The sequence below is a fragment of the Methyloversatilis sp. S146-33 genome (assembly GCF_059552495.1).
In genome coordinates, this window is the sequence record NZ_JCANOT010000019.1 from 97,704 (window position 1) to 119,428 (window position 21,725).

13 protein-coding genes and 1 tRNA gene are annotated in these 21,725 nt (G+C 68.2%); 6 read left to right on the forward strand and 8 right to left on the reverse strand.

The genetic code is table 11. The features are described 5' to 3' along the window. Nucleotides 1–10: 10 nt before the first annotated feature. Together AC51BJ_RS06070 and AC51BJ_RS06075 are read right to left on the reverse strand one after the other, a co-directional pair. Nucleotides 11–1,537 (reverse strand): sensor domain-containing diguanylate cyclase, encoded by a 1,527-nt coding sequence (locus AC51BJ_RS06070; protein ID WP_496279650.1) that lies wholly within the window; start codon nucleotides 1,535–1,537, stop codon nucleotides 11–13. A 99-nt stretch (nucleotides 1,538–1,636) separates the two neighbouring features. Next, nucleotides 1,637–2,581 (reverse strand): PEP-CTERM sorting domain-containing protein, encoded by a 945-nt coding sequence (locus tag AC51BJ_RS06075; protein WP_496279651.1) that lies wholly within the window; start codon nucleotides 2,579–2,581, stop codon nucleotides 1,637–1,639. Between the two features lie 417 nt (nucleotides 2,582–2,998). Here AC51BJ_RS06075 and AC51BJ_RS06080 point away from each other — a divergent pair, with 417 nt between their 5' ends. Beyond that, nucleotides 2,999–4,156 (forward strand): GGDEF domain-containing protein, encoded by a 1,158-nt coding sequence (locus AC51BJ_RS06080; protein ID WP_496279652.1) that lies wholly within the window; start codon nucleotides 2,999–3,001, stop codon nucleotides 4,154–4,156. On the opposite strand, the gene ettA is transcribed toward AC51BJ_RS06080, so the two are convergent. Next, nucleotides 4,146–5,810, reverse strand: coding sequence for an energy-dependent translational throttle protein EttA (gene ettA, locus AC51BJ_RS06085; protein ID WP_019917146.1), 1,665 nt, complete (start codon nucleotides 5,808–5,810; stop codon nucleotides 4,146–4,148). The two genes, AC51BJ_RS06080 and ettA, sit on opposite strands and share 11 nt — an antisense overlap. A gap of 190 nt (nucleotides 5,811–6,000) precedes the next feature. Between ettA and AC51BJ_RS06090 the strand changes: the two genes are divergently transcribed. The 3 genes from AC51BJ_RS06090 to AC51BJ_RS06100 all read left to right on the forward strand — a co-directional run bounded on the left by AC51BJ_RS06090 (nucleotide 6,001) and on the right by AC51BJ_RS06100 (nucleotide 9,850). Beyond that, nucleotides 6,001–7,962: a CHASE domain-containing protein gene (locus AC51BJ_RS06090; protein ID WP_496279653.1), complete on the forward strand. Its 1,962-nt coding sequence runs from the start codon at nucleotides 6,001–6,003 to the stop codon at nucleotides 7,960–7,962. Further along, complete coding sequence (locus AC51BJ_RS06095) at nucleotides 7,959–8,114, forward strand: LiaI-LiaF-like domain-containing protein (RefSeq protein ID WP_019917143.1); 156 nt, start codon at nucleotides 7,959–7,961, stop codon at nucleotides 8,112–8,114. Before AC51BJ_RS06090 ends, AC51BJ_RS06095 begins: the two co-directional genes overlap by 4 nt. Before the next feature lie 83 nt (nucleotides 8,115–8,197). Beyond that, nucleotides 8,198–9,850 carry a methyl-accepting chemotaxis protein gene (locus AC51BJ_RS06100; protein WP_496279654.1) on the forward strand — a complete coding sequence of 551 codons (1,653 nt, stop codon included), beginning with the start codon at nucleotides 8,198–8,200 and terminating at the stop codon, nucleotides 9,848–9,850. A gap of 36 nt (nucleotides 9,851–9,886) precedes the next feature. Here the strand turns inward: AC51BJ_RS06100 and AC51BJ_RS06105 are convergent, their stop codons facing one another. The 5 genes from AC51BJ_RS06105 to gltX all read right to left on the reverse strand — a co-directional run bounded on the left by AC51BJ_RS06105 (nucleotide 9,887) and on the right by gltX (nucleotide 20,670). Further along, entirely contained in the window at nucleotides 9,887–11,320 is a 1,434-nt protein-coding gene (locus AC51BJ_RS06105) for a mannose-1-phosphate guanylyltransferase/mannose-6-phosphate isomerase (protein WP_419543935.1), read from the reverse strand. 97 nt (nucleotides 11,321–11,417) lie between these two features. Next, a complete protein-coding gene (locus AC51BJ_RS06110) occupies nucleotides 11,418–12,563 on the reverse strand; it encodes a hypothetical protein (protein ID WP_496279655.1) in 1,146 nt (381 codons plus the stop codon). A gap of 20 nt (nucleotides 12,564–12,583) precedes the next feature. Beyond that, nucleotides 12,584–17,998: a DUF7379 domain-containing protein gene (locus AC51BJ_RS06115; RefSeq protein WP_496279656.1), complete on the reverse strand. Its 5,415-nt coding sequence runs from the start codon at nucleotides 17,996–17,998 to the stop codon at nucleotides 12,584–12,586. A 16-nt stretch (nucleotides 17,999–18,014) separates the two neighbouring features. After that, entirely contained in the window at nucleotides 18,015–19,082 is a 1,068-nt protein-coding gene (locus AC51BJ_RS06120; RefSeq protein ID WP_496279657.1) for a toll/interleukin-1 receptor domain-containing protein, read from the reverse strand. Nucleotides 19,083–19,272: 190 nt separating this feature from the next. Next, on the reverse strand, nucleotides 19,273–20,670 hold the full coding sequence (gene gltX, locus AC51BJ_RS06125) for a glutamate--tRNA ligase (protein WP_496279658.1): 1,398 nt from the start codon (nucleotides 20,668–20,670) through the stop codon (nucleotides 19,273–19,275). 104 nt (nucleotides 20,671–20,774) lie between these two features. On the opposite strand from gltX, the gene AC51BJ_RS06130 reads away from it, so the two are divergent. After that, nucleotides 20,775–20,849: transfer RNA gene (locus AC51BJ_RS06130), tRNA-Val, on the forward strand. Nucleotides 20,850–21,057: 208 nt separating this feature from the next. Next, nucleotides 21,058–21,693 carry a TetR family transcriptional regulator gene (locus tag AC51BJ_RS06135; RefSeq protein ID WP_020165580.1) on the forward strand — a complete coding sequence of 212 codons (636 nt, stop codon included), beginning with the start codon at nucleotides 21,058–21,060 and terminating at the stop codon, nucleotides 21,691–21,693. Nucleotides 21,694–21,725: the final 32 nt, after the last annotated feature.

Sequence of the window (21,725 nt, forward strand, 5' to 3'; positions counted from 1 at the left end):
ATCCTGCGCCTCAGGCCATCGCCACGCGATCACGGCCGTCGCCCTTGGCCGCGTACAGCGCGCGGTCGGCACGGTCGACCAGCCGCACCGGCGTGTCGTCGGCAGCAAAGGCGGTGACGCCGACGCTGACCGTCGCCGTCACCGCCGCGCCGCTTATGCTCAGCGGGCTGGCGCCGATCAGCGCGCGCAGGGTTTCCGCCCGCTGGCGCGCGTCGCCGGCTGCGCAGTCCTTCAGCACCACCAGGAACTCCTCGCCGCCCCAGCGGCAGGCCATGTCGGACGCGCGCAGGCCGCTGCGTATCAGCGCCGCGACGTGCTCGATCATGCGGTCGCCGGCCAGATGGCCGTAGCGGTCGTTCAGCGATTTGAAGTGATCGATGTCGATCAGCAGCACAGCCGACGGACGGCGGCTGCGCTGCACCTCGGCCACCGCGTGTTCGAGCATGATTTCGAAAGCGTGACGGTTGAGCAGGCCGGTCAGCCGGTCGGTGGTGGCCATCTGCTCCAACCGGCGCTGGTAGCCACCCAGCGTCAGGCTGGCGAGCCACAGCACCGCCGCCGTCACCAGTGCGCAGATGAGCAGGTTGATGTAGAGCGTGCGGCGGATGTCGGCCAGCGCCTCGTTCTCGACCTTTTCGACGAACAGGTACCAGTCCAGCTCCGGCACGTAGCGCACATTGAGCAGGTAGTCCTTGCCGCCCTCGCGGTACTGGTAGGAACCGCTGTCGCGGGCCAGCACCTCGTGCGCGATGTCGCGCAGGCCTTCGACCTCGCCGATGCGAAGCGTGCCGTGCGAGGGCTGGTCGCCGTACAGCACGATGTTGCCGCTGCGGTCGACGAAATAGACACCGCGGTGATAGCGCTGCTGGTAACCGGACAGCAGCCGCCGCACCGTGTCGACGGTGAGGCCGACGCCGGTCACGCCCACCGTCTTGCCGGCGTAGTCGAACACGCGGTAATTGACGAATACGGTCAGCGTGTCGGGCGAAGCAGTGTCGGAATCGACGTTGATTTCGTATGGCGCGTCGAGGTCGCGCGAACGGAAATACCAGGCGTCGCGCTCGCTGCCCTGCTCCACCCGGCGCAGCACGCCGTCCGGGTGATAGTAGTTGCGGGTCGCTTCCGATACGAAAAAGCTGGTGAAGGTGCCGTAGCGCGTGCGGATTTCGCCGAGAAACTTGGTCATCGCCGGCACGTCGCGTTCGCCCTGCAGCACCCAGTCGCGGACGAAGGTGTCGCCGGCCATCACGGAAGACACGAACACCGGACGGATCAGATCCTTCTGGATCTCCGAATAGATGGTGTCGGAGGTCAGCGGCAGTTCGTTCTCGACGATGGAGCGCTGGATCTCTCGCTTCGACACCGAGTAGCTCAGCAGCGTATTGGCCAGAAAGCCGAGCGCGAGCAGCAGGCCCAGCATCAGCACCAGACGGCGACGGCCGGTCACGCCAGGCGAGGCGCGCACCTCGGCGCCCGAAACGACGGCTGCCGGGTCGCTGCCGGCAGGAACCACCGTGGCCTCTGCCTGGATCTTCATCGTTTCGGACATGCGGCCGCGCACAGGAGATTGACGTCCCCTGTTTTCGGCAATCCTGCGCCGGACTTTACCGCCGTGTGCAAAGGGCGCGCCGCGGCATCAGGCGGCACGGCGTCGGGCGGCCGCGCCCACCAGCAACAGGCCGCCCGCCATCAGGCCCCAGGTGGCCGGCTCAGGTATCGGCGCCGGCATGGTCGCCTGCAGGCTGGCAACCTCCCACCCTATGTCGCGCAGCGCCGCCCAGTCGAGTTCGGTCATGTAGCGGCGCGCCCCGGCGGGAATGACCGGCGACAGCAGCGGCACCTGATCGACGCCGTTCGCGGCAGCCCGCAGGGAGGTATCGAAATGCGCGTCGCTACCGTCGTTGCGCAGCAGCGGCGCGACACCGTCGTTGATCGCGGAGGCGCTGGCGCCGATGAAGCTGCGGTTACTGACCTGGGCGAACCAGCTGTCGGCGGTGCCGATGCCCAGCACGTGCGCCGTTTCGTGCGCCGCCACCGTATACAGGTCGAACAGCCCGGCGAAGTTCTCGACGGTGCCGACATCGTCGTCGGCGTACCAGCCGACGTTGGTGCCGAAGGTGATGGTGCCGCCCCAGGGCGCGAAATCGGTGGGCGGCGACGCCAACGCCCCCGGCTCGCCACGCCCGTCGGCCAGCGCAACGAAGTCGCTGCTGCCGCCCGCCACGTGAAAACCGGGCCCGCCCACACCCAGCGTCTGCCCGGAGAAGGCGCGCGCGCCGACGAAGATGCGGATCTCGTCGGCGGCCACCGTCAGCCCGGGCACCAGCACCGTGGCGTTCAGCGGATCGACCGGATCGAAGATACGGGCCTGGAACACGTCGTCGCCGGTGGGCGCGATGGCCGCCAGCGTGTCGTCCAGATTGCTGCTGAACAAGCGTGCCACGTCGTCGAGCACGGCACGTCGGTCGTCGGTGAAGAAGCCACCGCTGTCGTAGCGGTAGTCGAACACCACGTCTACGGCCCGCGCAGGCGCGCTCAGGCACAGGCTGGCTAGCGCGGCCGCGCAGAAGGTTCGCATCATCGTCCTGGCTCCCGGTGGGGCCGCACGTCGCGGCCCGGAAAACGCGAAGCGTACGCCCCCGCTGCCGCAAACTGAAGCCCGCGCAATCCCGGCGGCACACGGGCTCAAGCCCGCCTTTTCGGCAGGTATCCCCGAATCCGGTCCGACGACAGTCTCGAACAGGCCACCGCGGGTGCGCCGCGTCGAACCGGGTGACGACGCGAAAACGTCCGCCGGAGCGAACTCCCGGCTGATCCGGCGCAGCGCCCGACCGGCGAAACTCTTGTTCACAGACAGACACCTTTCGACATCCCGAGACTTGACCCCGCGCAGCGACAACGTCGGCCGGCGGCGCTAGTCTGAATCCCGACGCGAATGAAATGCGCACACCGTCTGCCAAAACGCCGCGGCAGGCAGCGCATTCCGTACGAGGAACGAATGGACAAGGAAAACGACGGGCCTCACCCGCAGCGCGACGTGCCCCCGCCCGGGCACACGTCAAGGCGTCTGCTTAGTCTGGTGCTGGACGACGAGCCGCGACAGCGCCTGCGCATATCCCGCGCATTCACGTCCATGCTGGTGTACGTGGTATGCCTTGGGCTGGCCGAATACGCGCTGGCGCACGACATGGCGGACCCGGTCGCGACCCGCCTGCTGCAGGGCGGCATGATCGTGTGGATGGGGGTCGTCTACGCCACGCTGCGCAGCGGGCTGAACCTGCGGTTTCGCGATCCTTCGCTCACCTTCCTGCAGGTCATGGCGGCGGGCGCCTGGATCACCGCCGCCTACATCGTGTTCACGCCGGTCCGCGGTGCGCTGCTGATGCTGCTCGCGCTCACCCTCGTGTTCAGCATCTTCAATCTCGACCGCAGGGGACGCCGCATCTACAACGGATGCGTCGTCGTCGGCACCGGACTGACGATGTTCACGCTGTCCACGCTGCGCCCGGATGACTACCCGTTCCAGGTGGAGTGGGTGCACTTCGTACTGACGGCCGTCGTCCTCGCAGTCATGGGCCGGCTGAGCGAACAGTTGCTGGCCATCCGGGCCCGCCTGCGCACCCAGCGCAACGAACTGGAGGCGGCGCTGAGCCGCATCCAGGAACTGGCCACGCGCGACGTGCTGACCGGACTGCCCAACCGCCGCTACGCCACCGACCTGTTCGCGCAACTGGCCCGGGGCGCAGAGCGGAACGGCTCACCGCTCTCCGTCTGCCTGATCGATCTCGACCACTTCAAGCGCGTCAACGACACCTACGGACACAAGGCGGGTGACATCGTGCTGCAGCGCTTCGCCGCCACCGCGACCGGTGCGCTGCGCGAGTCCGATGTGCTGGCACGCTGGGGCGGCGAGGAGTTCCTCGTGCTGCTACCTGACACGCCGGTAAAGAAGGCCGATCAATCGATGGCGCGCGTGCGCGCGGCGCTGGCGCAGACCCGGCTGGTCACCGCCACCGACGCGGCCGCGGTCACGTTCTCGGCAGGACTGGCCCAGTTCCGCCCCGGGGAATCGATTGAACACGCGGTGGAACGGGCGGACTTCGCGCTCTATCGCGCGAAGTCCGAAGGGCGCAACCGCTGCGTGATCAGCGACTGATCGGCTTGTAGCGGATGCGCTTCGGTTTGGCGCCCTCTTCCCCGAGACGCTTCTTCTTGTCGGCTTCGTATTCCTGGTAGTTGCCGTTGAAGAAGGTCCATTGCGAATCCCCCTCCGCCGCCAGGATGTGGGTGGCGATGCGGTCGAGGAACCAGCGGTCGTGCGAGGTGACCAGTACGCAGCCGGAGAACTCTAGCAGCGCGTCTTCCAGCGCACGCAGCGTTTCCACGTCGAGGTCGTTCGACGGTTCGTCGAGCAGCAGCACGTTGCCGCCGGAAATCAGCGTCTTCGCCAGGTGCAGCCGGCCGCGTTCGCCGCCCGAAAGGTTGCCGACGATCTTCTGCTGGTCGCCGCCCTTGAAGTTGAAGCGGCCGATATAGGCGCGGCTGGGCATTTCGAAACGGCCGACGGTCAGGATGTCGGCGCCGTCGGACACCGCCTCGAACACGGTCTTCGTGCCATCCAGCCCGTCGCGGGTCTGGTCGACGGCGGCGATCTTGACCGTCGGGCCGACCACGATTTCGCCCGAATCCGGCGTGTCCTTGCCCTGGATCATCCGGAACAGCGTCGACTTGCCGGCGCCGTTCGGGCCGATCACACCGACGATGGCACCCGGCGGAATGCTGAAGCTCAGATTGTCGATCAGCAGGCGGTCGCCGAAGCCCTTCGAAACGTTGTGGAATTCGATCACCTTGTCGCCCAGGCGCTCGCCCGGCGGGATGAAGATTTCGTGCGTTTCGTTGCGCTTCTGGTATTCAACGCTGCTCATTTCCTCGTAGCGGGCCAGGCGCGCCTTGCTCTTGGCCTGACGTGCCTTCGGGTTACCGCGCACCCACTCGAGTTCGGTCGCCAGCGCCTTCTGCCGCGCCGATTCCTGCGACTCTTCCTGACGCAGCCGCTCACCCTTCTGGTCCAGCCAGCTGGAGTAATTGCCCTTCCACGGAATGCCGTGGCCGCGGTCCAGTTCGAGTATCCACTCGGCGGCGTTGTCGAGGAAGTAGCGGTCGTGGGTCACCGCCACCACGGTGCCCGGGAAACGCACCAGGAACTGCTCCAGCCAGTCCACCGATTCGGCGTCCAGATGGTTGGTCGGTTCGTCCAGCAGCAGCATGTCCGGTTTGGACAGCAGCAGCTTGCACAGCGCCACGCGACGCTTCTCGCCGCCAGACAGCGGGCCGATCTTCGCATCCCAGGGCGGCAGGCGCAGCGCGTCGGCGGCGATTTCCATCTGCGTCTCGACGTCGGAACCGGCCGCCGCCAGCACCGCCTCGTACTTCGCCTGCTCTTCCGCCAGTTTGTCGAAATCGGCGTCCGGCTCGGCGTAGGCAGCGTAGATCTGCTCCAGCTTCTGCCGCGCTTCGACGATTTCGCCGAGGCCGGATTCGACCTCTTCCTTCACCGTCTTGTCCGGATCGAGTTCCGGTTCCTGCGGCAGATAGCCGATGCGCACGCCCGGCTGGTGCTGCACTTCGCCGTCGTATTCGCGGTCGGCATTGGCCATGATGCGCAGCACCGTAGACTTGCCCGAGCCGTTCAGGCCGAGCAGGCCGATCTTGGCGCCGGGGAAGAAGGACAGCGATATGTCCTTGATGATCGTGCGCTTCGGGGGAACCACCTTGCTCACGCGGAGCATGGACATCACGTATTGGGCCATTTTCTGCAACTGCACCGACAGGGAAAGGGCGCAAGTATAAGCCGGGGCACCTGCGTGCAGCGGCCCGGAGGGGTCAAGACCGGCCGCCGGCTGTCGATAAGTCCTTGACGCACCAGAAAGCTCACTGCGGCGCAACGCGGCCGCCCCGAGTTTGGTGACATGCCCAGAAAATGCAGGTTCAATAGCCGACATGAGCGCAGCGCCCGACACGCGAGCTTCAACGGACCGTTCTGTCTGGCAGATCGGCCTGCCCGTGCTGCTCGCCACGCTCGGCGCGACGCTGGCGGTCTATCTGGTGTGGAACGAGATGGATCGCCGGCACCGCGAGCGCGTCGACGAACGTCTTGCCTTCGAGGCGCGCGACATCACGCAGCAGGTGGAACAACGGATGCGCGCCTACCGTCAGGTGCTGCGCGGCGCACGCGCGCTGTTCGATGCGTCGGACGACGTCACGCTGGAAGACTGGAGGATCTATGTCGGCGCGCTGTCGCTGCAGGAGGATTTTCCCGGCATTCAGGGCGTCGGCTTCTCAGCCCATGTGAGGGCGGCGGACCTGGACAGCCACATCGCATCGATGCGCGCGCGCGATGGCGGTGAATACCGGATCCATCCGCCAGGGGAGCGCCCCGAGTACAGCAGCATCGTCTATCTCGAACCACAGGACTGGCGCAATCAACGCGCCTTCGCCTTCGACATGCTGTCCGAGCCGGTGCGTCGCGAGGCGATGCAGCGGGCCCGGGTGACCGGCGAAGCCGCACTGACCGGAAAGGTGAGATTGATCCAGGAGGCCGATCGCGACATCCAGACCGGCGTGCTGCTCTATCTGCCGGCCTACCGCCGCGGCATGCCGACCGGCACCGCGGCGGAACGCGCGGCCGCGCTCAGCGGCTGGGTATTCAGCCCCTTCCGCATGCTCGACCTGATGGCCGGCACGCTCGGTGGAATGCAGCCGTCGCTGCGCCTGCGCATCTACGACGGCGACACGGCGGCACCCGAGGCGCTGCTGTTCGACAGCCATGGCGCCGACCCGGTGCGCTTCGACGCGCCCACTCATTCGATCACGCGCGACATCGACGGCCGGCGCTGGCTGCTGGTGTTCGAGCAACGCAAGGAGGCGGCGGACGACATCGACCGCTGGCACACCGAACTGGCGCTGGTCGTCCTGTTCGGTGTGCTGGTGGTGGCGCTGACCGCGAGCCTCGGGCTGGCCCGCCGCCGCGCCGCGCGGCTGGCCGAACTGGGCGCCTCGCTGGCGCGCAGCGAGGCGCTCTACTCGACCCTGGTCAACCTGTCCGGCGAGAGCATCCTTGCGCTCGACGCGCACGGCCACATCGAATACGCCAACCCCGGCCTGCACCGCATGCTCAACCTCGACGCGCGCGACGTCAGCGGCCGCTCGCTCGACGAACTCGCCTTCGACGGCAACCGGCACGCGCTGCAATCGATGGCGGACGCACTGCTCGGTGGCGACACCGTGCGCATGGAACTGACGCTGCAGAGCCGCGACCGCGGCGAAGTCGCCGTGCTCGCTTCCGGCGTGCCACGCACCGACAGCGCCGGCCGGGTCACCGGCGCCATCATCGTCATGGCCGACATCAGCGAACGCAAGGCCGACGAGGCGAGGATCGCCTGGCTGGCGACGCACGACGGCCTGACCGGCCTGCCCAACCGCTCGCTGCTGGTCGAGCGGCTGAACCGGACGCTGGCGTCCGCAAAGCGTTACCGGCGGCGTTTCTGCCTGCTGTTCATAGACCTCGACCACTTCAAGGAGGTGAACGACCGGATGGGGCATCACGCCGGCGACGAGGTGCTGATCGAAGCGAGCCGCCGCATGCTCGCCTGCCTGCGCGCAGCCGATACGCTGGCGCGCCATGGCGGCGACGAGTTCGTCGCCCTGCTGCCGGAAACCGGCTCGATCGAGGCCGCATGCGCGGTGGCGGATAAAATACGGCTGCGTCTCGGCGAACCGTTCTCGCTCGAACAGGGGCAGGCGCAGATATCCGCCAGCCTGGGCGTCGTGATGTGCCCGGACCACGGCGACGACTTCGACACGCTGGTCGCCCGTGCCGATCAGGCGATGTATGCGGCAAAGGCAGCGGGACGGAATACCATCGCGGTGTGGACCGCCCCGGAAAACAAGGAAACTCAATGATCGGATCGATCGGCCTCATCGTCATCGGCGCACTGCTGCTGGCTTCCAACCTCAATCTTTTTTCGCTGCGCGAGCTGGCCGAACTGTTCGGCACCTGGTGGCCGGCCCTGCTGATAGCCGCCGGCGTCGCCGGCCTGATCAAGCGCAAGTAGGTCTCGCCTCGGCTGCGGTATCGAACCGTAAAGAATTCACGTTTTTTTCCGATATTCAGGCACTTGCCTCTGGAGTGCCCGACATGAACGGACTGAAAACACTGCGCGGCCGCCTGCTGGCCCTCGGCTTCGTCGCCCTCGCCGGACTGCTAGCCGCCGGCGGCTTCGGCCTGCTCCAGCTCTACCGCCTCGACCGCGGCGTCAGCGACGATCTGGCGCGTCTGCAACGCACCGTCGCCATCGGCCTCGACGTGCAGAACGCCAGCATCGATTTCAAGACCCAGGTGCAGGAATGGAAGAACATCCTGATCCGCGGCAATGACGTCGAGCAGTTCCAACGCTACAGCAAGAGCTTCGAAAAGCATGCGCAGGACGTAGCTTCGCGTCTCGGCGACATCGCCGGCCGCCTGCAGGCGGAAGGATCACCGCGCGTCGCCGAAGTGAAGGCCCTCGCCGCCGCGCACGCGGCGATGCACGAGCGCTACGTCGCGGCCTTGAAGAACTTCGACGCGGCCGACCCCGAGTCGGGCAAGAAGGTGGATCGCGCCGTGAAGGGCATAGACCGCAGCGCGACCGAAGCGATGACAGCGCTGACCCGGCAGATCGAGCAGGACGTGAAGGCGCTGGGCGACGACACGCGCGCCCGCACCAGCGCGCTCTACCGCACCGGCCTGATCACGCTCAGCGTCGCCATCGCCGTGCTGTCGCTACTGCTGATCGCCGGCATCGTGCTGACGCTGCGCCGACTGACCACCAGTCTTTCGTCGCTGCAGGGTGCGCTGGGGCAGGCACGGGCACGGATGGACCTGACGGTGCGTGCCCCAGACAGCCGCGGCGACGAACTGTCGGCCGCCGGCGCATCGATCAACGCGCTGTTCTCGGAGTTGCAATCGACACTGAGATCGATGCGCGACAACGCGCAGCAGGTCGCCAGCCACTCCTCTTCGCTGCACGGTTCGGTCGACACGCTGGCCGGCGCCGTGGCGCAGCAGAACGATTCGACCTCGAACATGGCGGCGGCAGCCGAACAGCTCGCCGTCAGCGTGGCCCACGTCAGCGAAAGTGCCGGTCACGCGCGCGACGTATCGCGCAGTTCGCTCGAACGCGCCGACTTCGGCGGCAACGTGATCGAGACCACAGCATCGTCGATGCGCGACGCAGCGGTCGACGTACAGGCGGCCGCCAGCGGCATGGAAGAACTGAGCCGGCAGGTGGAACAGATCGGCGAGATTGCCAGCACCATCAAGGGCATCGCCGACCAGACCAATCTGCTGGCGCTCAACGCCGCGATCGAGGCCGCACGCGCCGGCGAACAGGGCCGCGGTTTCGCGGTGGTGGCCGACGAGGTGCGCAAACTGGCCGAGCGCACGACCGAAGCGACCAAACAGATCGACAGCGTGGTCGGCAACGTGCAGTCGGTGACCGATCAGACCCGTACCAGCATGCAGGAACTGGTGTCGCAGTTCGATCACATCGGCAGTTCGACGCAGCAGGCGGCGCAGGCGATGGACGACATCAAGAGCGAGTCGCGCAACGCGGTCGGTGCCACCGACGAAATTTCACGCGCGCTGCGCGAACAGACCAGCGCCAGCGAAAGCATCGCGCAGCAGGTCGAGCGCATCGCCGGCATGAGCGAACACAACAGCGCGGCGGTGCGTCAGGTCAGCCACGCGGCCGACGCAATGAACGCGCTGTCGCAGTCGATGCGGCAGCGCCTGGAAACCTTCGTCGTCTGATCCGGCGGCACGGCCCGCTCACGCGGGCCGGCGCCCTCACTTGCGGCCGTAGGTGTCCTCGAAGCGGACGATGTCGTCCTCGCCCAGATAACTGCCCGACTGCACCTCGATCATTTCCAGCGGCAGCTTGCCCGGGTTCTCCAGCCGGTGCGTGGTGCCCAGCGGAATGTAGGTGGACTGGTTTTCCGACAGCAGCAGCACGTTGTCGCCGCAGGTCACGCGCGCGGTACCGCTCACGACGATCCAGTGCTCGGCGCGGTGGTGGTGCATCTGCAGCGACAGCGAAGCGCCCGGATTGACGACGATGCGCTTGACCTGAAAGCGCGGGCCGGCGTCGATCGAATCGTAATAGCCCCACGGGCGATACACCTTGCGGTGGTTTTCCGCCTCAGGGCGCTTGCGCGCCTTCAGCTCGGTCACGATGCGCTTGACGTCCTGCGTGCGGTCCTTGGCCGCCACCATGACGGCGTCGCTGGTTTCGACCACGACCACGTCCTTCAGGCCGAGGCAGCTCACCATGCGGGTTTCGGCGAACACCAGACTGTCCGAGGTGTCCTGCAGCAGCACGTCGCCGCGCGCCACATTGCCATCGGCGTCCTTGTCCGCCACCTGCCACAGCGCATCCCACGCACCGACGTCGGACCAGCCGGCATCCAGCGGCACCACCACCGCCGGCGCCACGCGCGGTTCGCCGGCGGCCAGCGGTTCCATGATGGCGTAGTCGATCGAATCGGACGGGCAGGCGGCGAAGGCGGCCTTGTCGACACGGTAGAAGTCGCGATCGGCGGCGCCGCCCTCGTAGGCGGCGCGGCTGGCCGCCTCGATGTCCGGGCGGAAACGCTTCAGCAGATCGAGCGCCACGCTGGCCTTCATCATGAAGATGCCGGCGTTCCACAGATAGTTGCCGCTTTCCAGGTAGGACTGCGCGGTCGGCGCGTCCGGCTTCTCGACGAAGCGGTCCAGCGTGCGCGCCGGGCTGCCGGCCAGGGCGGCACCGACCTTGATGTAGCCATAGCCCGTCTCCGGGCGGTCCGGCGTGATGCCGAAGGTGACCACCGCGCCCTGCTCCGCCTGCGCCGCGCCGATGGCCACCGCATCGCGGAATGCAGCGGTGTCGCGGATCACGTGGTCGGACGGCATCACCAGCAGCACGGTGTCGGGGCCGGCTGCGGCCAGCGCGGCAAGTGCCAGCGCCGGCGCGGTATTGCGGCCGACCGGTTCGAGCAGCAGCGCGGCCGGATGCACGCCGATCTGACGCAGCTGTTCGGCCGTCAGGAAGCGGTATTCCTCGTTGCAGACGACCAGCGGCGGCGCCAGTTCGATGCCGGGTGCGCCAGCGCGCAGCGCAGTGTCCTGCAGCAGCGTGTTGTCACCATCGAGCGGTAGCAGCTGTTTCGGATAGCGTTCGCGCGAAAGGGGCCACAGGCGGGTGCCGGAACCGCCGCACAGGATGACGGGCTGCAGGGACATGACGGAAACCTGAAAGGATGTCGGAAGCGCCCGAGTTTAAGCGACGCCTGCGCGCCGTCTGCGATAAATCCGTTACAGCCGGTGTGCCGGCCGCAGCTCAGGCGAGCCAGCGCTCCATCTGGTGCACCGGCGCGTTGCGCAGCAGATGGAGCTGCGGATTGTCGCGCTGTGCGCTCTGGCCGGATTCGATCACCCTGACCGGCTCGCGCTCGAGAATGCACAACCGGCGGCTGATGCAGTCGGCGCGCCACTGCGCATTGGCGGTCCGGCCGCGCTCCTCGACCGCGATCCGGGTCAGCGCGAACTCGTCCTGCGGGTTCTCCCGCTCGATGCGCCGGCGGATGGCGGCGTGCGCCTTGTCAAGGCTGCCCTGCTGCACGCACAGGTCGTACAGCGCGGCGAGGCAGCGGAAGTTGCGTATCGGTATCGGCCGCACGCCCTTCAGCCAGGCCAGCGCGACGACCAGCTTGCGACCGTAGGTATCGTAAGCGTAGCGCAGCCATTCGGCGCGGAACACCGGTTGCCGTCCGACCGCCTGCAGCGCCTGCGTCCACGCCGGATCGAACGCGGCCTTGCGCGGACCGCGGCTCAGCGCGTCGGCCCAGCGCACCTGCGCCGCGCGCGACGGCAGACGCAGCATGCGCTGCCACTCGTCCCACAGCGCGCCGAAACAGGCGCGCAGCGTGGCCTCGTCGCGCGCGGCGAAACGACGAAACAGTTCCTGCAGCGTGCCGGTGCCCAGATTGACCTGCAGCGGCCCGAAAGACAGGCCGGCGCCGTCGAAATTGCCGGTCACCTGCAGATAGGGATCGCCACTGGTTTCGAACGCCGCGGTGACCGCGATGGCCAGATCCAGCGCACGCTCGGCGGCCAGCGCCGGCAGCTTCGACGGGTCGTGCATCTCGACATAGACCTGCTCGCCGCGTGGCTCGACCCGCGCCAGCCAGCCGTCGCGCACGACACGGCGGGCGGCGTCGGCCAGCGCCACCGCGTCGGCCGCCTTCAGCCAGACGAAACGCCCTTCGATCCCGGCGCCCAGACCACCGCGCGGCGCAACGCCGGCAATGCTGACGCTGGCCCCGAGCTCGTCGCGTACCCGCTGCACGGCCGCCAGCAGCTCGCGATGCACGCGCACCCTGCCGTCGGTGCGCGCGTATTCCGACAACTGGAAGTTGGGCGTGACGCGGGCGCGCGCCGGGCCGCCGATCAGGTAGTCGTCCGCGTACTTCAGTCCGCTGGCCATGTGTCCTCCTTGAGTCCCGGTCAGGCGCCGAGCGCCTCACGCACCTTTTTCAGGCCGCTGCGCAGCACGCCCAGATCGATCAGGAAATCGACCTGATCGAGCACCGACGCGCGTTCTCGTGCGCTGCCGCCGCGGGCGAAGGCGGCGCGATAGGCGCCGACGATGCTCGCCTGTTCGGCGGCAGCCAGTCGCCCGTCGAGCAAGGCGCACAACAGTTCGCAATCGCCGACCACGGCCGTGCTCCAGAAGTCCGGATGCGGGTGGGCGGCGGCATCCCGCTGCACGCGCTCGCATCCGTCGCGGACGGTGCGCGCGTCATCCGCCGGCAGTACCGCACCGCTCAACCGCGCATGCAGCAGTCGCGCCGTCCACAGATTGACGAAGGCATAGCTGTCCACGGTCTGCCCCTCGTTGCGCGCGGCCAGCTCGAACGCCCGCCCGTAGTGCTTCGCCATGTCGGCCAGCGCCGCCAGCCGCGCGTCGCCGTCCAGCATCCAGGCCAGCCGCTTGTGCGCACTGCCGAGCAGCGCGCAACGCTTGGCCGACGGCGTCAGCAGTTCGAGGTCGGCGATGGCGCGCCGGATGCCAGCAACCAGGTCGGTTACGTCGCCGCGCTTCTCGCGCATCAGCGCCCACTCGTCGTCGGCCGCCCGAACCCTGAAATTGGCCGACTGTTCGAGCACGCGCAGCGGGCAATCACCGTCGTCGGCCTCGCGCGCGCGGTCAAGCCACTGCGCCGCCAGCGCGTATTGGCCCGCCTCGCCGAAACAGAGACCGATCGCCGCGGCGACGTCAGCTCGCGCAAGCCAGGCGGCACGGGCAGCGGCGGGCACGCGCGCGGTGTAGCTGTCGAGCCAGGCCGACGGATCGGCGTCGCCACCGTTCGCGGCGGTACCGCCGCTCATCAGCGCGCTGCTGCGGTTGTCGATCTGCACCACCAGTTCGGACGGCGTGGTGAAGGGTGGCGGCGCGCTGTCGCGGCGCGCCGGGCCGGTCGGGTCGAGGCGGTAATCGGGGTCGCCGTAGCACTGGTAGGCGCCCCAGGTATTCACCTTCGGGTGACGGGTCCAGGTCGCCTCGCGCGCGATGCGCACCGCGTCGCCGAAGCCGCGGCCATCAAGCAGGCTGCCGTACAGGGTTTCGGCGAAACAGCGTGCGGCGGCGTCATCGACCGCCCAGCCTGCGGCGACAACGGCGCGCACGCCCATGCGGATGAACTGCGTCGCCAGGTTCGCGGCCAGCCGATTGAGGTCGGGTGAGCCGGCGGCATCATCGCCGCCGGTGTTGCCGAGATGGCAGCAGTTGATGAACACCAGCTCCGGCACATAGCGCATCTGCTCGACGTCGCCGGGCGTCAGGAACCAGCCGTCGCCGATCACCATGCCGGACACCTTGCGCGTGCCGCTGCCGCCGTCCGCCGGCGTGGTGGTCGGCACCAAGTACTCGTGAACGCCGTGGCCGGCCAGATGCAGGATGCGCCATGCGTCCTGATGCAGCGCCGCCATGATGGCGCGGCCTTCGGCGTGGATCAGCTCGGTCACCGCGCAACCGCCGGACGACAGCACGCCGGCCACCGCACGTGCCTCAGCGGCGGCATCCGGCAGTGCGGAAAACCCGCGGCCCAGCGGCGCCGGATCGCCGATCACCAGTGCGCTGGCGCGTGTCGCACCCAGCGGTCGCTCGCGATACTGCGACGTACGCAGCTGGCGCAGCATGCCGGAGGCCACGGCCGGCGGACGCTGACCGGCCTGCCAGCGGTCCTCCAGCAGTTCCCACGGGAAGCGGCCGGACACCTCGTCGACCAGCAGCACCACGCTGCGCCGCTCCGGCGCCAACTGCTTCATCCGGTGCGGCAGCAACATTTCGAATAGCGTGCGCGACGTGTCGGCATCGGCAGCGCAGGAGCGGCAGGCCTGGCTGACGAAGGCATCGACCTGCTGCAGCTGGCCGCCGACCAGGCTGATTTCGGCACGTGCGCGGTCGGTCAGCGCAATGAAGCGCAGTTCGTCGCGACGCGCGTCGTGGGTGATTTCCAGCCGGTGCCACCAGCTCGCGTCCTCGTCGAAGCAGACGCGACGACGCCCACCGTGCCCCTGGCCGAGCACCTGTTCCGGCCATACGAAGTCGCCGGCCAGCGGACCATCGACCACCTCGCGCAATGCGCCGGCGGCCTGGATGGCGATGTCCTCGTACAGCTCGATGAATTCGACCTCGCCGATGACGACGCGACCGGCGAGCGCACCCTCGCGCAACGCGCGCTGGGCGTCGCCGGTGCCGCGCAGGATGGACTCGACCGAATCGCGCGTGCGCATGCCGCCGGCGCCGGTGCCGACCAGCAGCGTGGACACGCAGATGGTGCGCGTCGCGTCGGCCGGGCCGAAACGGTCGTCCGGCCACTCGATCACCTGCAGCGCGAGGTCGAGCAACGCGCGGCGCACACCGTCCTGCAGCAGACCGGGGCTCAGTTCGCCCACCTCGCCCAGACCGACCACGATGGCGCCCTGCGGGTGCTGGTGCATTTCGCGCGGAATGAAGATGCCGTGAGTGCCTGCCGCACCCGGATAGCGCCCCAGTTGCAGGCTGCGCGACAGCGCACCGTGCATGCGCCGGTCCATGCTCGCCTCGGCGCTGACGATGGTATCGCCGGCGTAGTGACCGACCATGACCGGGTGGCGCGCATAGCTCAGTTCACAGTGGCGTACGCGCACGGTGATCGGCGTGCGCGTGCTGCGCTCGACCCGACGCGGCGGCGTCCCGCCGCCGAAGCCGAAGCTGGCAATGTCGGCCGCCTGCGGAATGCCGTCGGCCGGCGGCAGCGGCTTCAGCACGAACAGCTCCTCGCCGGTGCCGCCCGCGCGCGCGCCGGCTGGCGGCGCCGACGGCAGCCGGGTCGTGCCGCCGGTGGTCAGGATGTCGAGGTAGCCGTCGAAGGCGCGCGTCTGCGCGCACAGGAAGTCGTGCGCGGTGTCTTCGGCGTACCACGTCGGCACGCCGGGCAGCGCGCCGGAGGCCCAGCTCACCGTGCCATCGCCACGCGCGGTCGCAACGAAGTCGATGCGCTTGCGGCCAAGCGGCCAGGGGTCATCGACATCGTCGACGCGGTAGTCGATGACGGTGGCCGGCTGGCAACCGGCCACGTAGCGGACAACGCGCGTATCGACCGCGATCGACTTCAGCTGCGTCCAAGTGTCGCGCGCGGACTTCAGTGTTTTCGCGTCAGCCGGCTTCCAGCGCGCGCCGAGCTGCTTGCGCAGCGCCTCCCAGCGCGCCACGTCGGCGAAGTCCGGATCGCTGTCGGCAAAGGGCAGCAGTTCGAGCAGGCCTGGGTAGGTGCGCACCAGGTCGATGATGTCGGTGGTGCTCTGCGTGAAGTCGAGCAGCGCAAGACGCGCCTGCGTCGGATTGTGACCGGTGAGCCAGCGCACGGCCTCGTGCGAGCCTGCGTTCGGCGTACCGAGCATCAGGAATCGGCTGCCCGGCAGCCGGGTGATGCGCGCCCACACGGCAGCACCGCGACCGCCGTCGCTCATCAGCGCACGCACCACCAGCCCGCCCATCGAGTGGGCGACGATGTGCACCGGTTGCTGCTCGGCTTCAGCGCGCGCGACCACCGCCTCCAGCCGCTCGGCCAGCCGCGCTGCGGCAGCGCGCACCGACTGGCGCCAGTCGTAGGCGAAGAATTCGACGCGGTGACTGCGCGCAAGGAATTCGAGCAGCGGCCCGTAGAACTGATCGACCAGCCCGCCCGGCTCGACCTGCGCCGCCGCCATGTGCAGGCGCTTGAGTCCGCCCTTGAACAGCGCGAGATAGTCCAGCCAGACGCGCTCGCCGTCGACGCTCAGTTCGCTGCCCATGGTGCCCGGCAACACCACCGCCAGCGGCCGCGGTTCGGCGGCACTCTGGCTGCGCGCCAGCGCGCTGCGCCAGCGCGGCGGATCGTGCGGCGCCTCGGCGATCGGCTGGAAACCGGCATCGTCACCCTCGACGCGCAGCAGGCCGGCGGCCAGCCAGCGCACGCTCTTCTCGTTGACGAAGTAGCGGAAATGATTGACCTGAGCGCCCGCGTCGCGACCGAAGCGTGCGCCGCTCGCCGGACGGCGCAGCCCGCCGCTCATTGATCCGGTATTCACCACCAGATCGTGGTCGGCCCCGTAGAACCAGTCAGTGGCAAGCAGCTTGATCTTCTGCCACAGCGATTCGCCCTCGACGTCGCCGGCGATCACCGTGAGGTCGGCGGCGGTCTCAAGTTCTGCGTGATTGAGCAGCCGGGTCAGCGCCGAGCCGGGCATCATCGCCTCGGCACCGGGCAGCGTGCGCGGATCCGTGCGTTCCTTCACCACGGCGAGAAGGAAGTCGACGGCGTCGCCGAACAGCGCCTTGCCGGACACGAAGTCGAGCACCGACAGCCAGCGGTCGAGGCGGCCCGACGCCAGCGTGGTACCGCGCGCCGGGCAGGCGACGCGGACGAAGCGGCTGACGCGGAACTGCTTGGCTTTCAGCTCGGCCAGCAGCGCCGCCAGATCCGCACGATCGGCCTGATAGGCGGCGTGGCGCGCCGCCTCGGCGGCATCGTCGAGCGCGCCGAGGCCGATCTGCTCGGCCAGCGTGCGGTCGGCGGCGAACAGTTCATCGAGCCGGCCGACGACCGCGTCCAGCCCGCGACATTCGCCCAGGCACATCAGCTCACCGACCATGCCGCCGCGCGAATGACTGACCAGATGCAGCTCGGCCCCCTTTGGCAGGCGCTTGGCCAGCGCCAGCGCATTGCTGATCGGGCTCTCGGTCAGCGAGCGGTGTTCGAGCGCGAACACGCGCTCGCCGTAGCGCGCACCGAGCCGGCGGCGCAGCGCAGCGCCCTCACGATTGGCGGCATCCCACAGTCCGCCGAAGCTGCCTTCGCAGCTCGAACCGGTGCCATGCAGGAAAACCAGCAGCGGTCCGGCGTCGACGGCGATGGCCGAGCGCGCGGCCAGCGGCGTCAACGCGAAAGCGTCGAGCGCACAGTGGTGGAGGCCGGGCGCGCGACCGAGCCGCTTCTCCTCGAACCACTTGCCGAGCGCGGCGGCCGACTTCTTCTTCAGATCGATGCCGAAGAAGTCGAGCACACGAATGCCCAGCCCGAGCAGACCGCGCGAGGTCGGCGCCGCTGCGGCGGTGTCGAGCGCGTCGAATTCCCAGGCGCTGTCGCCATCACGCGACACCGAACGACGGCCGTGCTCGCGCACCAGGTCGTCGGTGCGGCTCCACAGCACGAAGCCGTTGTCGAGTTCGATGCGCACGACCTCGTCGGCAGCCACCTCCAGTTCGCCGGTCACACCGTCGCGCGCGCGGCCGGGGATCAGCCGGCGGCCGTGCAGCACCGCGACACCGGCGCCGGCGTCCGGCGTGGCCGCGTCGCTGACGGTGCCGCGTATGCGGTATCGGGCTGCACTCATGTTCCGTCTCCTCCGTTCAGGGTCGGCGTGACAGCACGACCGTATTCTGTTCGCCACTGTTCAGTTCGACCTTGCCGGCCAGCACACGGCGCTCCGGGCCGATGCGCAGCGTGAGATTGCCGCTGTCGACAAGAAAACTGCCGTCGGCGCTGACGACGCGCACGGCAAGATCGGCGAGGTCGCCGAATACGGCGCCCTCGGCGCTAAATACGATATGGGTGAGCGGCGGTCCCTCCATCGCGGCAAGCGACGCGATGTAGTCGCGCCAGGCCGGATCGTTGTCGACGCGCACCGGCTCGGAACGCAGCGACAGCCGGTCGTCCCGCTGGCGCAGGTACAGCGGAATGCGCTCGCCGTTCTGCGTGGTGAGCAGCCAGCGGCCTTCGAGCGAAGGCCGATCGGCGGCGAGTGCGGCTACCGGCTGTGTGGCGTCCGCCGGTGACGACGGCGTTGCGGTATCGACGCCGGCCGCGGTGGGCGGCAGCGGCAGTTCGGCGTCGTCCTCGACGGCGAAGCGAACGAGTGCGGTGATCGCCAGCACGCCCGCGGCGGCAAGCGCCCAGCGACGTGCATTGCTGCGCACCGGCCGCACGCCCTCCGCCGCGGTGACGCCGCTGCGCGGCACGCCCAGCCGCTCGATGTCGGCGACGATGCGCGGCAGATCGAGGCGGGTCCAGTCGTCGGTGCGCAGCGGCAGCGCGTGGCGCTCGGTGATGAGACGCAGGGGTTCGGGCAGGCTGCTGGCCGACGGCATTGGCGTGCCATCGACGCGCAGTGGCATCAGCACTGCGCCGGCGTCGATGGCCGACTGGATTTCCATGCGCACCGGGTCATCGGCGTCGTCGATGCGCAGGCGCCCGTCGGCGTGACGCGCGCCTGCGAAACCGGGCGTGACCAGCAGCAGCACGATGGGCCGGTGGCCGATGGCACGCTCGATCTCCTGCCGCCAGCTGCTGCCGCCGCGCAAATCCTGCCGGTCGAGGAACACATGGTCGGCGCCGAAAGCGCGGCCGAGATCGTCGGCCAGCCGGCTGGCGTCCTTGGCCCCATCTGCACTGCGGTAGCTGATGAAGATGCGGTTCATGGCCCGTACCGGACTGTGACATCAGACTGTCCGCCCTTCAGCCTCGAAGCGGCGGATCCGTCTTCAGTCTATGCCCGATGCAAGACGAGAACCACCCCGACGGATGGACGATGCGCGGAGCCGTTCATGACCTGCCGGCGCCACTCATCGGGGAAGCCCGTGCGCGGATGATCCGCGCACGGTGACCGGATCAGAGCACGCGGCTTACCCGGGCGAGCACGCGCTCGCGGCCGAAGGCTTCGAGCACCGCGTCGATCGCCGGCGTCTGCGGCTGGCCGAGCAACGCCACACGCAGCGGAATCGCGACCTGCGGCATCTTCAGGCCGCACTCGGTACAGGTTTCCTTGATCGCCGCGGACAGTGCAGCCTTGTCCCAGGTGGCCGCTTCGAGGCGGGCGGACAGCTTGCGCAGCGCCTCGCGCGCCAGGTCGGTCAGATGCTGGGCAAGCAGTTCGGGCGCCACGTGCAGGTCGATGTAGAACGCTTCGAGCGCGTCGGCCAGTTCGACCAGCGTCGACACGCGATCCTTGTACAGCGCGATCAGCGGCTCCAGCGCCGGCCCGGCTTCCGGATCGACACCGCGACGCGCCAGCCGGCTGGCGACGTCGGCAGCCAGCCACGCGTTGTCCGCCTGCTTCATGTAATGGGCGTTGAGCCAGCGCAGCTTTTCGGTGTTGAACTGCGCCGCCGACGGCGTGATGTGGTCGAGGTCGAACCACTGCACGAACTGCTCGCGCGAGAAGATTTCGTCGTCGCCATGGCTCCAGCCAAGACGCGCCAGATAGTTGATCACCGCCTCCGGCAGGTAGCCGTCTTCGTCGTACTGCATCACGCTGACCGCGCCGTGACGCTTGGACAGCTTCTGACCGTCATCGCCGAGGATCATCGACAGATGCGCGTACTGCGGCACCGTGGCACCGAGTGCGCGCAGGATGTTGATCTGGCGCGGCGTGTTGTTAACGTGGTCGTCGCCGCGGATGACGTGGGTGATGCCCATGTCCCAGTCGTCGACGCAGACGCAGAAGTTATAGGTCGGCGTACCGTCGGCGCGGGCGATGATGAGGTCATCCAGCTCCTCGTTAGCGATGGCGATGCGGCCTTTCACCTGATCGTCCCAGGCGACGACGCCGTCCAGCGGATTGCAGAAGCGGATGACCGGCTGTACGCCGGCCGGCGGTGCCGGCAGCGTCTTGCCGGGCGCCGGGCGCCAGCGTCCGTCGTAACGCGGTTTCTCGTTGTTCGCGCGCTGGCGTTCGCGCAGCGCATCGAGTTCCTCGGGCGTCGTGTAGCAGCGGTAGGCGTGGCCCTGCTCCAGCATCTGAGCGATCACCGCCTTGTAACGATCCATGCGCTGCATCTGGTAGAACGGGCCCTCGTCATGGCCCAGATCCAGCCACTTCATGCCGTCGAGAATCGCCTGCACCGCTTCCGGCGTCGAACGGGCGACGTCGGTATCTTCGATGCGCAGGATGAACTGGCCGCCGTGCCGGCGCGCATAGGCCCAGGAAAACAGCGCGGTGCGGGCGCCACCGATGTGCAGATAACCGGTGGGACTGGGAGCGAAGCGGGTACGGACGACCTGTGACATGGGAGGAAACACGTGAAAGCGAGCGCGCGATTGTAGCGCGTCGCAACAGCGCATTTGACGCGCCGGCGTTCACCGGCTAGTATTCGCGCCCTGTCACGAATACAGGGCAGTTAGCTCAGCGGTAGAGCACCGCCTTCACACGGCGGGGGTCAGTGGTTCGATCCCACTACTGCCCACCACATTCAGGGCTCAGACCTCACAGTCTGAGCCCTTTTCTTTTGTCCCGGCGCCAGGCATCGCCGACAGTGCGTCGTTTCAAGCTTTTTGCCATGCACGCCGCGATGGCCGCTGTTACGCTGCGCGCCTCGCCGCTTGTTGCACCACTTTGACGCGGGCGCGAAGAAAATATACATTCACGTCTGTTTGTATAAATCCCTTACAGCTCATATGGTCAGACGCACCAAGGAAGAAGCCGAAGCGACGCGCATTCAGTTGCTCGACGCGGCGGAGCGCTGCTTCCGCGAAAAGGGGGTCGCCAGCACCACGCTGGACGACATCGCCAAGAGCGCCGGTCATACGCGCGGCGCAGTGTATTGGCACTTCGAGAACAAGGCGGACATTTTCGAAGCCGTATGCGAACGCGTGAGCACGCCGATGCAGGCCATGCTCAGCGATCTGGCGGCCGACCCCGGCAACGATCCGCTGGGCTATTTGCGCAACGACGCAATCCACGTGCTTCGCATGCTGGCCGAGTGCGAGCGCGTGCAGTCGGTGTTCGAGATCAAGTTCTGCAAGCTCGATGGCGGCCCCGACTTCGATCGCCTGCGCTCGCGCGAGCTGGAAACGCACACGCGCTGCCTGTCCATGCTGGAGGTGGTCTTCGCGGCGGCGGTGCGGCAGGGCCAGTTGCCGGCGCACCTGCCGCCGAAAGAGACCGCCGAGGCCATGCACGCCTTCATCGGTGGGCTGATGCGCAGCTGGATAGAACGCCGCGATTTCGACCTGCGCGCCCGGGCGCCCTGGCTGGTCGACACCTTCCTGACCGGTCTGCGCAACGCGCCCGACCCCGCCGCCTACGCCTGAACGTAGGCTGGAACTTCAGGGACGAAAAAAAG